Raw genomic sequence first — 17,733 nt, forward strand, 5'->3', positions numbered from 1 at the left:
CTAGAATAGAATATCAATGTATAACTCGCTTTTACGACCTTCTACCCCCGGTGTAAAGTCCTTGGGCACCTCAGTTCCTGCTATCACCCTTCCATTTTGGTTAACCAAAATAAAATTCAATGTCCAGTTTCCTGTCATTGTGTAATTCACAACACCGTGGTACAATCCGTCGGCCTGTTGTACCAAGTCTTTATTATTGGGCGAAGAATGGTTGCCCATCGAAGGTTCTGGCATACGCGGATCCAATTGTAAGGTATATCCATTGACTGTCGTATAAGACAATTGTGCCAAGTCCAACTTATAAATCCCGGCGACCAGTTTATTTTCAGAAACAGTTGGTTTCCAAGGAGCAATCAAGGCGATTAAATACTGTTCGCCATCTTTCCCGGTTAAGGTGGTTATGTTACGATTTTTATTTACCTGCGGCTTTACAGTTACTTGTTGTGTAGCGGTGAAGGTCTGATCGCCAATTGTAAAATCGATTTCCAAACTCCAGTTTGCTGCTGCAGAGCTTTCATCTGTAAACACACTGTAACCCGAAAAGTAGCGACCATCCAACGTGTAGTCCATTTCGGACTGGTGCGGACAAACAATTTTCATTCCTTCCACATTGGTTTGGACTGGCAGCAATTTGACTGAGGAAACGGCTACAGGTTCATTATTTTGCTGCTTATTGATTATCACGCGGATATCATTATAACCGCGATACAATACCCCGCCTAGAGCCTCAATACGAATACTATACCCTGAAGAAACAAGGCTTGTAACCTCTTTAAACTCTGTATTCTCTGCCACAGTATTTCCCCGCTCTGCCTCATAGTCTGTTTTCTCCTTTGTACAAGCGACTAGGAGAAAAGACATAATCGCGATATAAAAACCCACTTTTTTTATAAATAAATCTCTCATCTATAATTTTTCATTTGTTAGGAAGCTATCCGATTTATTGCGTGAGCACGAGGGCTCATCCAATAAATCAAAATGATATCCTATTGTGACGAACGGATATATTTCATCGTATAGATGCGCTCCATTCAACTTTTAGAGAAATGAAACTATCAATATTGATCTTAAACAGATTATTATCTATTATCAATATTCAAATGATTCGGATCCACACCATGATGTAGCCCAAATAATTAGGAAGGTTTCATTGAAATAAATAGTTATTGAAGAAATAGCTTAACCGAAGATCGATTTTATGGACAAAGCATCACTAAAAGCATTTTCACAGCACAATTATAACGCGAAGGAAATCTTAGCATACCTTGTAATCCATCGTCAGTGATCGACTACTTAATCAAATAAATTTCTAAGTGGATTTAAACCAAAGGGGGGTGAAATATCGTAAAGATGGGATTATAAGAATAATCTTCATTATATACTGGAAGCAGGCGCTCCACAGTATCTTCATAAAGAGCCGTATTTTTAAATGTAAAATCTTGTGTATTATTTATAAAAACAACATCGATAATACGCAATTCAAGATTTTTTTGTTCCTTTTCCTCATGCTCGCGCATTTTCTTCATCAAAATACACTGGCCTCGACAGGCAAGCGCATTATCGTTAAAACGATTGATACATTCGTAACGTGCAATATAATCTCGATTCAACTCGAAGACTGTCCATAGCCATACCGTCGAGAAGCTCTGGAGGAGCATCAAGGGTAATAGAATCCATATAAACAGTCTGGTTTTCATTCGAATATTTTATTCTCAATAGCAGCTTACATCGTTAAGATTACTTCTTTATCTTGTAAGCTTACCAAATCGAGCTCATGCTAATTCGTTTTGAGTTTGGGCAAATATAACAAATGAATCTTGGAATAAACAAATGCTATTTAAAAGAAAAAGTCCTAGGCAGACTACTACCTAGGACTTATAAAACTCAATTTTAATTATTTTGACGTGACCGTCAAAACTGCTTTCTTATTGCCGGCGGTCAAATCCAATGTAAAAACATAGGTTTTACCTGCCTCTAAAACTTTACCCGTTTTGATGCCTAGATTGCCTGAATCACGACCATTCTTGCCATCCCCGACAAAGACGATATCATTTGAGGTTGTCACATCTGTACCCCCAAATTCACCTCCCCATCCTTTTTGATGGAAAAATTTGAAGTTGATGTTATCAGAATTTATAGACTCTCCTGCCTTAACAGTTATCTGGTATTTCTTGTTACCTAGTGGAACCAGACAAAGCGCTTTATCCGTGTTCCAGCCCACCTGGTTACTGGATACTTTAGGCTTTCCAATTCCTTCACCAATAATCCAGACAGCCCCAGATCCATCATCTTGGAGTTTTGCCAAATCATTGCCCGTCATCGCCTCAACCACAAAGTATTTTAAGTTAAAGTCTGCGGTAACACGATATTTCCCTGTCGCTCCTTTAAACGATAGGGTGCCATCGGCCGCTTTGGTAAAGAAATCTGGATCGATCCACCAATCTTGCAGATCCGCAATCCCTTCAAAAGTCGTCGTTTTCCCTTGCGCCAGCTCGATTTCAACTTTAGCATGTTTATCATCCAGTCGACTGAACTGCGATCCATTTAGCAGTACAACAATAAATGGAGATGCCTGAAATGTCAATGTATTAAATTGAATTGGATATACGCCAGAAGTCGAATTTGAAAAAGGAATTTCAGCGGTAGACCCCAAGTTAATAACATTATTGACCCATCCAAAGTTCATCGCATTGCCTTGTGTACCTACTTTTGGCGCTTGAATATAGCCTTTTACCTCAGCTGCAAAATTTTCTTTTGCCGCATATTGGTTGCGCCCTACTTTTTCCATGCGATAGGATTTGGATTCTGTGACTAAAGTCAAATATGGAAAGTCGGGTCTGCTCAGGTTAATATCAAAAGATTGTTCCGTTATTTTTTGGCTAATATTCTGTAAGACAAACTTAAGGGTTGCTTTTCCATCGGGAATATCTTTCAGGAACGGAACATAAATCTTTCCAGCATAGTCTCCATTTTGTTTGGTACGGATAACGGTTTCTGTTACCTTGTCATCTGTAAAATACAATTGTGCTTTAACAGTAGACAGCGCAACTTCACTATCCGACACATGGACCTGAAACTCGAGACTATCCCCAAAATTTGCAGCCGAGATAGGCGATTTCAATTCGATTTTAGGATCCCCTATTTGATAGGTATATTTTTCATCCTTTTTACAGGAACTAACTGCAGTAATAGCAGCAGTTCCCAATAGTATATTGATGAGATATCTTTTCATTTGTTCATAATTTATGCGCTATCAATGTGATAGCGCTTAGGGTTTATCATCCTCCAGTTAATAGGTCCAACGGTAAGAAACAACCGACTTAGCTGGCACATCATAGCTAAAATGATGTTTACCGTCTGCGACGGTAATTTTACGGCTATCTCCTGACTCGTTTAACAGAACAACAGCGTAGGTCCCATCTGTATTTTGAAAGGCTGTATAAACTAGCCCTTCTGCTGTATACCCAGAAGTACCAATCCGCGAGGCTCCTGATTTGACAACCGAAGAAAGATGACCAACAATATAGTAGTGCGAATTGCGCGTTATATTCTTATAATTTGCCTTACTAATATCCACGGCGCCATAACATGTCTGACAGCCACCTTCGCGATTTGGCCCTTTGTCAGTATCAAGCATCAGGTTCCATACAATAACACCCTTACTCCAATTGTTCACTGTACCGAGAGCCACTTCACGCATATCCTCCATCAAACGTTTTTCAAGATTGCGTCCATCATTCCATTCCCCAATGGATGTTTCCGTAAATACCAGTTCCTTGTCTGGGCGTTGATTATGAATATCGATAAGTTCAGCTTTATCCCCTCCATAATTATGGTATGCCGCTCCGGCGAAGAATGACGCTGCTCCGGCATCGTTATAAATCTTTACTGGGTAATCAGACTGATCGGCAATATTATCATAGTTATAATTATGATCAAATGCATAGATCTTTGTTGATAAGTTAGCCGCTTTTAATTGCGGGCCTAGCGCTTGTTTGACAAAAGCCTGTTGTTCCTGCCATGACATATAAAGCGAAGCGGAATTTTTTCTATTCAATGGTTCATTTTGAACAGTAATCGAATAAATATTAATGCCTTCTTTCTTCATTGCCTGGATCCATTGAACGAAATACCAACCATAATCCTGGTAATATTTTGGATTTAACTGACCACTGGTCCATGAATCAAAGGGCTTTAAATCAGTTAGGTTGTTAACTTTCATCCATTTCGGTGGAGTCCATGGGGAGCCCATGATTTTTATGGATGGATTGATAGCAAGTATTTCTTTCAGCACCGGAATGATATATTGGATCTCTTCAGACTGCAATCCAAAATTTTCCTTTCCTTCTTTGTCCCAACAGGTATATTCACTCAAAGAGAAGTCGGAACATCCAATAGCAATACGGATATAGTTCATTCCCATTCCATCTTTATCTGAAAAAGTCTCTGTAAGGAATTTTGTCCGATCTTCCTTACTCATTTTCATTAAATTATAACATGTTGAGCCTGTGATGGCTGCACCGAAGCCGTCCATCGTCTGGAATTTCTTAGTAGGATCTAGCGTAATTGTATTGGGCGACATATTAAATTTGGAGCTGAAATCAACAAAGCGCTTTCCAAAATCCAAAGACCGACTGCCCGTCGTCGTATAAATGGTAACATCACCACTTTTTTTAATTTCATCACCTTGCGAAGGTGTATAGCTGTCACGGTTACAAGATGTTGCCGTCACTAGACAGGACAACAAGAATGTATATATCATAGTTTTTTTATTATTACGTTTCATCTGTTAATATATTTGTCTCCATCCATCAGATGGGGGATTCCACTTGTTAAATCAATTAATACCCCGGATTCTGAACTAGATTAGGATTCTGATCAATTTTTGGTTGCGGAACCGGTAAACGATAAGAGTTTTTCGTAAAGGGATACACCTGCGCCTTTCTGCCAGCGTCTTTTGCATAGACCGCATTCATGACAGATTCCACCTTATCTAAGCGCACGAGATCGAACCAGCGTTGTCCTTCGAAGGCTAATTCAAGACGACGTTCTTTCAGATAAGCATCTAATAAAGCATCCTTATTTGAACGTATCGCAGTTGACAATTTTGGTAATTTAACACGTGTGCGAATTTTGTCAATAATGTCTGCTGCGCCGGATAAATCTGATCCCTGTTGAATTAAAGCTTCTGCCTTGAGCAATAGAAGATCTGCGTAACGAAGCTTGACAATACTATTAAATGCAGACCGCAATTTAAACATGAATGGATAATGATTTGAAGGATAATAGTTGCTCCAAGTAGTGGAATAATAGACGATAGATTGCCCCAAACGAATCTGATCCCCTTCATTAGTATATGCTTGTATCAAATCCCGTGATGGGGTTATCCATTTTGCCCATGTGAAGTTATTATCATAATTGGACAAATCCCTTCCAAACATCCAAGTCGCCCAATTGCCTCCACCTGCAGTGAACTGTGCTTCCAAAATCGATTCTTTCGTATTCCGTTGTGCAAGATCTGTGCTGCTTGCATTCATCGCATATAAATCCGAGTAATTGGTATTCAGATCAAAGCCATCCCCAGTCAATGCATCAACAAATTGGATAACTTTAGCATAATCGCGAATTGGTTTTTCGGCATAGATCTTTGCCAGCATAGCTCGCGCTACGGATTTAGTAAATAAAGTCTTATTTCCGTTATTGTTGGCCGGCGCATCTGCCAATCCATCCATCAAATCTTTTTCGATCTGCTTATAGGCTTCTTCTTCGGTAGCTTGTTTAGGGAAATACTGCGGATAAACTTCATTGACATTATCACCGGTAATATCGGGTGCAATTGTGGTAATGACAGGGATAGATCCAAATATACGGACCATATCAAACATCGCCAATGCTCTGAATAGTTTCGCTTGTGCTTTATAAGTCCTAATTTCTGTATCGCTCACCGATTTATCAGCGACACTATCCACATAAATGATCAATCGATTTGCACGTCCAACATCTTCCAGATATCTTCCCCAATCCCGGTCAACCACAGAATTAGACCCTTCAATAGAATTATTTTCAAAAGGTACAACTTCCGCGCCGGTCGTTCCCGCATAGGAATTATCGGCGTGCGAATCGCCAATCAAGAGCAGGTCGAGGTACCAATGTTCCTGCCGATCTTTCATCTGTTGATAGATCCCCGCCAAGTAAGTTTCAACTTCGGCTTTATTCTTGAAAACGACCTGCGTTCCTGTCTCTGTCTTCCCTTGACTAACATCCGAATAATCTGAAAGTGGATCACGGTTCAAAGAGCAAGAAAATAAAAACAAAGAGCCGGTTAGCAAAGAAAGAGCGTTACTTATATATTTTTTCATGATACAGACAATTAAAACTCAATATTAAGACCTAAAACAAATGAACGATTCTGTGGATAGGTCCCCCAATCAATACCCTGGATTCTGGAATCAGATCCACCGGAATACTGGTTTACTTCGGGATCCATACCTGAATATTTAGTCAAGGTAAATAGATTACTTACAGATAGATAAGGCTGAATTTTATGGATACCAATACGTTTCAGTCTCTCCGGAGAAATGGAATAGCCCAAGGAAACATTTTTCATCCGCAAATAACTACCATCCTCAACAAAATAGGTTGAATTCTTCATGTCAAACCCAGCTTTCGGAACGTTGGTAATTTGTCCCGGTACCCGCCAACGATCCAATACAACAGTAGTTTGATTTCGACCATCATACATCCCCTCTGTTTCCATGCGGCTCGCATTGAAGATATCGTTTCCGTAAGTTCCCTGAATAAATATACTGAGGTCGAAATTTTTCCAGGAGAAGCTGTTTGTCATACCATAGACAAACTTTGGAAGAGGATTACCGATATATGTGCGGTCGCTCGATGAAATCTTTCCATCGCCATTCAAGTCGCGGTACATGAGTTCGCCGGTTTCAGGGTTTACACCATCAGAGATATAACCGAAGAATCCTGCAAGTGATCTTCCTGGCTCATTCTTCACGACAAAATCATTGACATAATCGTTTGTCTTTACATCGTAGTACACTTGTTGTAGATCCAGTTGTTTCAGTTTATTTCTGTTAAAAGAAATATTAAAATCGGTATTCCAAGTCAAGTTTCCGGTCAGATTTTTTGAATTTACCGCGAATTCAAAACCATGGTTATTCAACCTTCCACCATTTCTTTGGATTGTGGTTGCTTGCTGTCCTGCGGGCAAACTTGCATTCATTAAAAGATCTTTCGTATCCTTGTTGTAATAATCTGCACTGATGCTGAGTCGATTATTCAACATAGTGATATCAAAACCAATACTGGTTGTGCTTGTCGTCTCCCAAGTCAAATCTTTCGCTCTTAAGATTGTTGGTTTATTGATATTTGGCAATGAATTGTCTTTTCCCTCAACGAACCACTGTTGACGTTGGATCCCACTCAACTGTAGGTACGCATAATCACCTAATCCATATTGATTACCTGTCTGTCCCCATCCGCCACGGATTTTAAAGTCGTTTATCCAGGTTACATCTTTCATAAAGTCTTCAGAAGAGATTCTCCATGCAGCTGAAACCGATGGGAAATACCCCCAGCGACGTTCCGGACTCAACTTCGAAGAACCATCGGCACGCATATTTGCGGTCAATAAATACTTGCCATCGTAGTTATACATTGCGCGGGCGAAATAGGACATAATCCCCCAGTTGGATGCTGTGGATCCTGTTCTATCCCAAGAGATTTTGTTTGCCGCATTAAGTGTCTCAATGATTCCATTTGCATAGTTTGAACCATAGATATAGCTTCTGGAGTACTTGGAATCTGTCCATGACGAACCGCCCATTACTTCCAAATTATGCTTTCCAAAGCTCTTCGTGTACGTCAAGAAATTGTCCCAAGTCAACACGGTATTTGTATTACGAATATCTGAAGCCTCCCCGAATTGGTTTCTTCCCCAAGCTGTTGTCCAAGGGTCCAAAAAGGTCGTCATCACACCTGATCTTCTATCTAATGAAAACGCAGTTTTCCAAGTTAAATTAGGCATAAAAGAAACCAGTGCACTTCCTGTGGCAACAAGTCGGTTTTCGCGGTTATTATTATTTCTTGTCCGGGCTAGGTTTTCCAAAGGACTGGTGATGTTGTTGATCCCATAGAAATTATTATAGAATCGATCCGGATTGGTTGGATCCCATACAGGCGCGTAGGTTGGTGTTGTAATCACCGATGTAACTACCCCCCCACGATTAGAACCCAATCCTGAGGTAATTCCATTATCATTGTTATCGGAATAATTGATATTCGCATTCACCTTTAGCCATTTTCGGACTTGGTTATCAATATTAGCACGAAAATTATATCGTCTAAAGAAGGATCCTTGTAGTGTTCCTTTTTCGTTCAAATACCCCCCTCCTAAATAATAACGGAGCTTCTCATTGCCATCCGAAACGGATATTTGATGATTTTGTTGAATACCTGTCTTATAGGTTTCTTTAAACCAATCTGTTTGATCCAACAATCCCTCTGGCAGATTTATCATGCCTATTTCATCCTGTAAATCTTTGTATTGACTGGTATTTAAAACTTTAACCGTGTTATTGACAACATTGGCTGTCCACTGTGTTCCCAGTGTAATTTTTGCTTCCCCGGCTTTTCCTGATTTTGTCGTAACCAAGATAACACCGTTCGAACCACGGGAGCCGTAGATCGCTGCCGATGACGCGTCCTTTAGAATTTGAATATCCGTGATATCATTAGGAGACAAGAACTTAATATCTTCCACAGGAACTCCATCAACAACATACAAAGGAGTGGTATTGCTATTAAAAGACGTTATTCCACGAATTTGTATCTGAGGTGCTGCACCTGGTTGACCACTCGGCTGAATAACAGTGACCCCGGCAGCTTTACCTTGAATGGCTTGCCCAAAATTAGTAACGGGTCTCTTTTCTAAGTCTTTGGTGGAAACTGAAGAGATTGCAGTCGTGACATCTTTTCTTTTCACGCTACCGTAACCGATGACAATAACATCCTCCAGCAAATTGGTTGAGGAATTTAATTGGACAATCATGGTACTGTTGGCAGGTAGTTCTTTACTGTCGTAGCCAACAAAAGTAAATTGGAGTATACTGCCCGTGCTAGCTGAAATTTGAAAACGCCCATCTCCGTTACTGGAGACTGCGTTATTACTTCCTTTTTGTGTAATGGTTACTCCAGAGAGTGGTTTCTGATCTTGGGCATCCAAGACTCGTCCACTAACTTGAATTCGGTCTTGGGCAAACACCAAATTCACCAAAGTAAACAAGAAAGCTAACCCCGTTGAAAAGGCAACTTTTCGTGTAAAGTAAATCATATGAAATAAAAAAATTGGTTATTGTTTAATCTTTTGGTTATTCCAAAATGGCAATGAGTTTCCCCTGCTTCATTGCTCAAAACAAAACTAAGATCAGCTTGACGGAGAAAAAAGAGCTAGTACTTAAAAAGTACCGAAGAAAAAACATAAATAACTAAAAACAAGATGACTATAAAAAATATACACCCTTAAAAAGTACCTAAAGGAGCGTACAATTGTCTTTAACATAGACAATTTTCGGGTATTACAGCACATTTTATGCCCGGTCGATCACCGCAATCTGACATACAGCCGCCTCGAAAGCATCACGATTTCCCGCGGCTTTATTACGTACTTTTGTTCTGTAATTATAAACCGTCCGAAGCGAGTATCGCAGGAAACTTGCAATCTTCACGGAATCATCGATCCCTAATCGAATTAATGCGAAAATCCGAAGTTCGGTATTTAACAACTCTGTCTTTTTGGGATAGATCTTCTCCTCTTCCTGAAGTAGCGCATTGAATTCATCAACAAAGGTTGGATATAGATTTAAAAAGATACGATCAAAATTAACATAAAGCTGCTGCACTTCCCTTTCTTCCATTTGCGTTGACTTTAACTGTTCCCGCAGCGCATCCCATTGCTGATTCGTCGCTTTTTTCAGTAATGCCTTTCTGATATCTTCCATTTTATCGATGTAACTCGAACACATGTCAAAGAATTGGGCGATATATTCTTCTTTAATATGGTTGGATTCCGACAATTTAAGGTTAGTCTGGTTAATTTCGTTATTCAATGAGCGAAGCTGCTGATTTGTGGCAGATAATTCTGATCGTATTCGCCGCAAATGTTGTACCTGTCTATAGATAACAACAAGTCCAATAATGACACCGATCAATAAAATACTAACGATAATGACCAGTCCAACCAATTGTCGATTTTGACTACTGATTTTCTGCTGATAGGCGGCATTGATAATGGGATAAGAAGAGGTCCCCTCAATAATGCGATACCGTACTTTACATAACATCGCATCGTCGATTGCTTTTTCAATAAACTGAAAAGCCCGATCAAAATCCTGTTGATCGTAATACGTTAACGCCAGATCATGAAAAGATGCATTATCACGATTTGCCATTTCAATATCTGCACTGGCCGATATTGAAAGGTAGTAAATTTGGCTTTTCGTATCCTTTTCATATTTATAAATGAGCCCCATAAAATAGGCGATCAGCGCGCGCTGCTCAATATCCTTTTTATTCTCATTCCAGAGGATTAACAATTGCTTTTTAGCGTCCTCCCGGTTACCGTTAAACAGCGTTTTTATCGCAATGGTGGTACGATATTCCAAGGAAGACTTCGGTAGTACCGTTAACAAAGAATCACGATATTTTTCACTTGCCTGATAATATTCTGGTCGATTATTGCTCTGACCATAATGACTATAGAACGAGCTGTAGGTATCGTAATACTTGGCGAGAAGATCCCTACCTAGATGAGCGGGATCGACTTGCTTCAACAATTGTGAAGCTTCTATATACCTTCCGATGGTGGAATACACCCAGGCCAAATCGAGATGAATCACTGCCTGTAGGGAGTCATTAAGCGGTGGAGCGAGCTTTTGACACAGTAAAATATAAGTAAGCGCTGCGTCAGAATCAAACTTCTTATAATTTTCAAAGATTTCGTAGTTCTTCTTCAAAAATTGAACGGGATTGCCTTCTAATGCTTTTGCCTCCTGTTTTAATTTCTCCAATTTATCTTCACGGTTCTTGATGTAAATTTTCTGATTTTCCATCAGATATTCCAATCGTTGCAAAACCCGGGTGCTATCGGAAGCCACTTGTGCAGATAGGTAAAGACTAAAATGTGCGAAAAGAATAAAAAGAAAAATGCGCTGCAACATAATAAAATCGGTTCAAGATAGTGTAGACTAAACTACATAAAAATAACAACAAAAAAGAGGACGTCTCACGACGGCCTCTTCCCCTGACCCAGTTAAGGGTCCAAGAATTAACAAGTTAATTCTTTATCGCATGAAAAATAGTTTTCTTTTTTTATATCGCAACCTATTGCCAACCTCCTCCCAAGGCTTTGTAGAGTAGAATCTGATTTAAAGTATTCTCTTTCTCCAATTCTACTTTTCCTATTTGGGCTTCCAGAGACTCTTTTTGTGCTGTAACGACATCAAGAGAAGTCACCCGCCCCGCAATAAATAGTTCCTGTGCCGCTTCAATAGAGAGGTTTAACGCTTGAACATGTTCATCGACAAAGCTACGTCGTTTGACGATTGCCTCTTGCGTCATGACAACATTGGAAACTTCGTTATAAGCGTTTACAACTGCTTTTTCATAGTCTACAAACGCAATTCCATAATCTGCTTTCGCAATCTCATACTGTGTTTTAAGCTGTCTTTGATTAAATATCGGCAGTGTAATACCTCCAAATAAATTATAAGCAATAGATTTATCCAAATTAAATAACTTGTTAAAGCTAAAGCTCTGTAATCCGAGAAATGGACTTATTGCAACAGAAGGCAAAAAAGCCAAACGTGATGCTTCCTGATTATTCGAAGAAGCAATGACTTTCAAATAAGCGGCCTTAATATCTGGGCGTTGGTTCACGAGATCATCTGGTGTACCAAAACGCATTGCATGATACAAATCTGCATTTTCGGTATATGTACTTCTTACAATAGGCTGATAAAAACGCCCCAACAGGCCGTTGATATGATGTTCCCAAAGTGCTATTTCCTGGCTCAATTGTTCTTTGGCAGCTTTCGAGTTGGCTAATAGTGCTTTAAATTGTTGCACAGAAAGTTCAGTCGCATAACCGGCATCTTTTTTCACCTCAACAACCTCCAGTGCATTTTTATGTAATTCAATATTCCGATTGTAAACTTTTATCTTTTGATCCAAAGCAATTAGTTCATAATAAGCCGTCGCAATATTGGATACCAATTCCGTTTCTAATAGACGCTTGCCTTCCTGCTCAGCTAAAAAGCTAAAATAAGCGGCCTGCTTTTGACTCTTCAACTTTCCCCAAAGATCAATCTCCCAAGACGAACGAAGTCCTATAAAATAATCTGGGATAAATGGTTCGGGCAATTTTTCATCACTTTTCAAGTTCTCCGAAAAATTTGAATCATAATTACCTATTCCTGATTCTGTATAATGCCCATATTTCCGAATTCCTCCTTCTACTGCAGCCTCTACAGTGGGCCCCAATGCCGCCTTCCGTTGTTTAAAATAAGCTTGTGCAGATTCCAACCGCAAAATGGATTGACGAATATCTAAATTGTTCTGCAGCGCAGAATCAATTAGAGAAACCAACTTCGGATCTTTAAAAATTTCCCTCCAAGACCGGCTTCCTACATTTAAACTATCTGGCGAAAGATGGTTGGAAAAGGAAGTAGGTACATTTAATTTCTCCGGTTGAAGCGTTTTTTGGGGAACCGAGCAACTACCAAATAAAATAAGTGCAGCTATGACTAAAGAAGCTTTTTTAACGACCTGTTTCTTGTTATCCTTTTTTGAAAATAAGATCACTAATCCCGGGATGACAATTACTCCGAGTATGGTTCCGATAAGCATTCCTCCCACCGCAGCGGTACCGATACTTCGATTACCCAATGCTCCTGCTCCACTGGCCATCATCAAGGGAATTAGACCTGCAATAAATGCAAAGGAAGTCATTAATATCGGACGCAAACGGGCAACAGCTCCTTCGATTGAAGCGGTCACGATATCCATTCCCTGCTTATATTTCAAATTGGCATATTCCACAATCAGGATCGCATTCTTACCTAGCAAACCAATCAGCATGACCAATGCGACCTGCGCATAGATATTGTTTTCCAATCCAAAGACTTTCAAGAAGATAAATGCACCAAAGATCCCTGCCGGAAGACAGAGCAGAACAGGTAAAGGCAACAGAAAGCTTTCATACTGTGCACATAACAACAGATAAACAAACAGAAGACAGAGTGCAAAAATATACAAGGCTTGATTTCCGGAGATTTTCTGTTCACGAGTCATCCCCGACCATTCGATACTATACCCTTGCGGCAAAGAAGAAGCAATTTTCTCGACTTCTTCGATAGCTTGCCCGGAGCTGAAACCAGCTGAAGACTGTCCAGTAATCATTGCTGAACTAAACATATTGTAACGGGTAATTTGTTCAGGACCATATATTCTTTCCATCGAAATAAAGGCATTGTATGGTACCATCTCCCCCGTCTCATTCTTCACATATAAGCGTAATACATCTTCTGGTCTTTGGCGATATTCGGGACCAGCCTGTACCATGACCTTATACATCTGTCCGTAACGGATGAAATTTGTCGCGTAAAGACTTCCCATTAAGGTCTGCAGTGTATTCATGGCATTCTCCACCGATATTCCTTTTTTTGCAGCCATATCGTAGTCCACCTTCAGCATATATTGCGGGAAGTTTACATCAAAACTGGAACCGATATCCTGAAGGACTTCGCTTTTCTCCATATCGTCCATAAACTTCTGCAATACCTCAGCCGTCTTATTGAGATCTTCGTTACCACTGCGATCCAAAAGCCGCAACTCAAAACCTGAAGAGTTACCGAAGCCTGGCACCGTTGGCGGCGGAAAAAAATCAATCTCTGCATCCGCAAAATCCTTAGTCTTATCACGTAATTCTTTAATGACATCCGCTACGGTCTGATCACGTTCTTTCCAAGGCTTAAGGTTAATCATCCCCATCCCATAGGAAGCACCGGATACTTCTGTAATGATACTATAACCGGACAACGTAGAGACTGTTTCAACAACATCGAGTTTCCGTGATACGGAGTCAATTTTATCCAAAACGCGTTCTGTACGGTCTACGGTTGCTCCCGGCGGGGTTGTTACAGCGACATAGATCATTCCTTGATCCTCGGTTGGAATAAAACCTGAGGGTAAGATGGCACTACTTCCCCAGGTCGCTAGAAAGAATCCTCCAAGTAGAAGGAGAGTCAATCCACGTCGCGCACTGGTTTTTACCAAAATTCCCTTATAGCCGAAGGCAGTCTTGTCATAAATGGCATTGAATTTTTTAAAGAAACGGTCCAACCAGTTATTCGAAGGTTTACGGTCATGGGGTGATTTTAGGAAAAGCGCACATAAAGCGGGCGTCAATGTCAACGCGTTGATACCTGAAATAACAATGGCAGCCGCGAGCGTCAATGAAAATTGACGATAAAATATCCCCACCGGTCCTGAAAGAAAGGCAACTGGAACAAACACGGCAGACATCACCAACGTAATGGCCACAACAGCGCCACCGACTTCTTTCATTGCCTCCAATGTCGCTTCCATAGATTGAAGATGTTCTTCTTCCATCTTTGCATATACAGCCTCGACGACGACAATTCCATTGTCTACCACAATACCTATGGCCAGTACCAAGGCAAACAAGGTCAGCAGGTTGATTGAGAAACCTAACATTTGCATAAAAAATAATGCCCCAATCAAACATACTGGTACAGCCAAAATTGGTATAATAGTCGCCCTAAAATCCTGTAAAAAGATAAATACAACGATAAAAACTAAAAGAAACGCCTCCAATAAGGTTTTGATGACAGAAGAAATTGAGGCATCCAAAAACCGCGACACATCATAACCCATGGTATAGGTCATGCCAGTCGGGAATTGAGTTTGTTTCAATTCTGCCATGCGGTCTTTTACACGCTGAATAACCTCTTGTGCATTTGATCCCGGCAATTGCTTTAGCATGATGGATGCGGATGGACGTCCATCAGTTTTGGATACCATTTCATAATCCAATGAACCAAATTCAACATCTGCTACGTCTTTTATACGGATAATAGAACCATTTGAAGTAGCTCGAATAGGTATATTGGCATATTCCTCAATTTCAGTGAATTTACCTGGATAACGCAATACATATTGTTGCATGTTACGCATTTTATCGGAACTGATACCGGTTTGTCCAGGCGCAGCCTCGATATTCTGTTTTCGTAATGCGGCCACCACATCCTCCGTAGAGATATTATAAGCTGCCATACGGTCAGGTTTAACCCATACACGCATCGCATAATCACGCATTCCCATAATCTGAGCGAGACCGACACCTTCAATCCGTTTCAGTTCCTTTAGAATGTTGATATCTGCGAAATTGTAAATGAATCTTTCATCCGCGGTTTCATCATCGGTAAAAACATTCAGATACATCAGCATGGAGTTGACCTCTTTTTCGGTGGTTACCCCTGCTTTGATGACCTCTTCAGGGAGTTCATCCAATACAGTAGTTACCCTATTCTGTACGTTTACAGCTGCAATATCTGGATCTGTACCAACTTCAAAAAAGATTTGAATAACCGTGCTGCCGTTATTGGTAGACACTGAATTCATGTAAGTCATCCCAGCTACACCGTTGATTGCTTTTTCCAAAGGAATAGCGACGGCATTTGTACTCACCTCAGCATTGGCACCTGTATAATTGGCATTGACGACTACCGAAGGTGGTACAATGTCCGGAAATTGTGTGATGGGCAATGTAAATAAGGCCAACAACCCTAAAAGTGTAATAAACACCGAAATAACCAACGACAATATGGGTCGTTTTATAAATGTTTCAAACATAATTTATCCTCCCCTACAGTTTCCTCATTTTTGGATTAATCTTCATTCCACTCCGCAGTCCCTGTACCCCCTCATAGACAATCTTGGCGTTGGGATCTAAACCTCCATCCACGATGTAATAATGCCCCACACGCGGGCCCGCTGTAAAAGGTGTCATTTTTACGGTACTATCTGCCTGTACAGTATAAACGTATGTCTTGTCCTGAATTTCAAATACTGATTTTTGGTGTACAAAGGTATGTTCCCCTGTCTGCATTGGCACCGCAATCTTACCTGTTGCACCATGTTTTAGGATATGCTCGGCATTGGGAAATTGAACTCGAAGGGCAATGGATCCAGTATTGGCTTCAAATTCACTTTCTACCAAATGGGCAATTCCCTCGTGTGGATACAGCTCACCATTGGCCAAAATTAACTTGACCGATTTTTGCGTTTCCTTACCGTCCAACTTATCACGCATAAGTGTCAGATACTCCCTTTCAGAAATGTCAAAATAAACGTTCACTTTGCTTAAATCGGAGATCGTCGTAATTAAGCTACCCTCGGTCAATAAAGAGCCTTCTCTCAATAAGATACGGTCTATACGGCCGTCAAAAGGAGCTTGTATAACAGTATAGTCCAATCTTGTCTGTGCCTGATTAACCAAAGCTCGGGCTTCTTCTATCTTAGAATTGGCCGCTTTTAGTTGAATTTTCAATAAATTATATTCGGAAGAGCTCACAATATTCTTGTCAACCAATTTTTGAGTTCGCTCCATTTCCAGCTTAATCTTTTGTGCTTCGGCAATGGCATTATCATACTGTGCTTTGGCCTTGGCTAATTCCGAACGATATTCCTCATTATTATACCTAAATAGTATTTGGCCTTTCTTTACCCAAGCCCCCTCGTCTACATAAATTTTATCTAAAAACCCATTCAATTTGGAACGAATTTCGACGTTTTTTAAGGCTTGAACATCCGCAATATACTCTTGATAAACAGTCGTATCCATTACCATTAAAGGTACTACAGGGATATTTTTGAGTTCTTCTTTCGGATCAGCGTTAGCGTTGGATGAATGGCATGAAGCCAGCATCCCAACCATACCCACGAAAAGGCACAGTAAAAGTAATTTCTTCATAAACGATAAAAAATGTAAAATGTTAAACCCTCCTACGGTATTTTAAAATCAGTCGTTAGGAGAATGTGTTAGATGGGAGCTACAGCAATTCTATAGTGTAAAGAGCGGCCCAAGGCCTTCCATACCATATATAGAAATAAAATTAAACTGTTGCAGCCTCCGCTAGAAAATTAGAGGAGCGTAACTAGAATGGCCTAAAACGGGACAGGAAGCGATAATACCCTGGTAAGCATAGGGTTTTAGATCGGTAAAAAGGATGTTCATCATCTTTTGCGAAACATAATGCCGTAAAGACGATTCCAAAAACAAAAATAAAAATTGGTAGTACTTGACTATTGAGCGAAAATATACGATAATCATCTTGCAATAGTACTTTTTCTTCTTGGGAAGAATGAATGGGTTCCAAATCCAATACATCATCCAGAAAATACTCCACAATAGTCTCACCTGCATGCAGCACCTGTCCGGTTGCCGAGGAGAAAGACTCATAGGTCAACAGATTAAGGTATGCAAAGAGTGTTAAAAAATGAAATATTTTGCCTAACATATCGAAATTTCGAACTACAAAGGTATGACTTTAAATAGCTAAGATTATTTTATTCGTGTAAAAAAACCATGACAGCCTAAAAAATTAGCTGTCATGGTTTTCAAAAAACAAGTAATGT

General features: G+C 40.1%; 10 protein-coding genes. All 10 read right to left on the reverse strand.

The features are described 5' to 3' along the window. Entirely contained in the window at positions 1-906 is a 906-nt protein-coding gene (locus M2419_RS22645) for a hypothetical protein (RefSeq protein ID WP_228280080.1), read from the reverse strand. Between the two features lie 413 nt (positions 907-1,319). Beyond that, the gene (locus M2419_RS22650) at positions 1,320-1,697 is read right to left on the reverse strand and encodes a hypothetical protein (RefSeq protein WP_153844843.1); all 378 of its coding nucleotides are present in this window, start codon (positions 1,695-1,697) and stop codon (positions 1,320-1,322) included. 197 nt (positions 1,698-1,894) lie between these two features. Next, positions 1,895-3,232: a DUF5125 domain-containing protein gene (locus M2419_RS22655; protein ID WP_182330371.1), complete on the reverse strand. Its 1,338-nt coding sequence runs from the start codon at positions 3,230-3,232 to the stop codon at positions 1,895-1,897. A gap of 57 nt (positions 3,233-3,289) precedes the next feature. Then, positions 3,290-4,762, reverse strand: coding sequence for a glycoside hydrolase family 30 beta sandwich domain-containing protein (locus M2419_RS22660; RefSeq protein ID WP_227550093.1), 1,473 nt, complete (start codon positions 4,760-4,762; stop codon positions 3,290-3,292). Between the two features lie 79 nt (positions 4,763-4,841). Further along, on the reverse strand, positions 4,842-6,359 hold the full coding sequence (locus M2419_RS22665; protein ID WP_182330375.1) for a RagB/SusD family nutrient uptake outer membrane protein: 1,518 nt from the start codon (positions 6,357-6,359) through the stop codon (positions 4,842-4,844). Positions 6,360-6,370: 11 nt separating this feature from the next. Next, positions 6,371-9,349, reverse strand: coding sequence for a TonB-dependent receptor (locus M2419_RS22670; protein ID WP_259255656.1), 2,979 nt, complete (start codon positions 9,347-9,349; stop codon positions 6,371-6,373). A 256-nt stretch (positions 9,350-9,605) separates the two neighbouring features. Next, on the reverse strand, positions 9,606-11,234 hold the full coding sequence (locus M2419_RS22675) for a DUF6377 domain-containing protein (protein ID WP_153844838.1): 1,629 nt from the start codon (positions 11,232-11,234) through the stop codon (positions 9,606-9,608). Between the two features lie 163 nt (positions 11,235-11,397). Further along, entirely contained in the window at positions 11,398-15,948 is a 4,551-nt protein-coding gene (locus M2419_RS22680) for an efflux RND transporter permease subunit (protein ID WP_153844837.1), read from the reverse strand. Between the two features lie 13 nt (positions 15,949-15,961). Continuing rightward, positions 15,962-17,068 carry an efflux RND transporter periplasmic adaptor subunit gene (locus tag M2419_RS22685; RefSeq protein WP_153844836.1) on the reverse strand — a complete coding sequence of 369 codons (1,107 nt, stop codon included), beginning with the start codon at positions 17,066-17,068 and terminating at the stop codon, positions 15,962-15,964. Between the two features lie 184 nt (positions 17,069-17,252). Continuing rightward, a complete protein-coding gene (locus tag M2419_RS22690; RefSeq protein WP_070561742.1) occupies positions 17,253-17,615 on the reverse strand; it encodes a hypothetical protein in 363 nt (120 codons plus the stop codon). Between the last annotated feature and the right edge of the window lie 118 nt (positions 17,616-17,733).

It is taken from the genome of Sphingobacterium sp. BIGb0116 (assembly GCF_024808035.1).
GTDB lineage: Bacteria > Bacteroidota > Bacteroidia > Sphingobacteriales > Sphingobacteriaceae > Sphingobacterium > Sphingobacterium paramultivorum.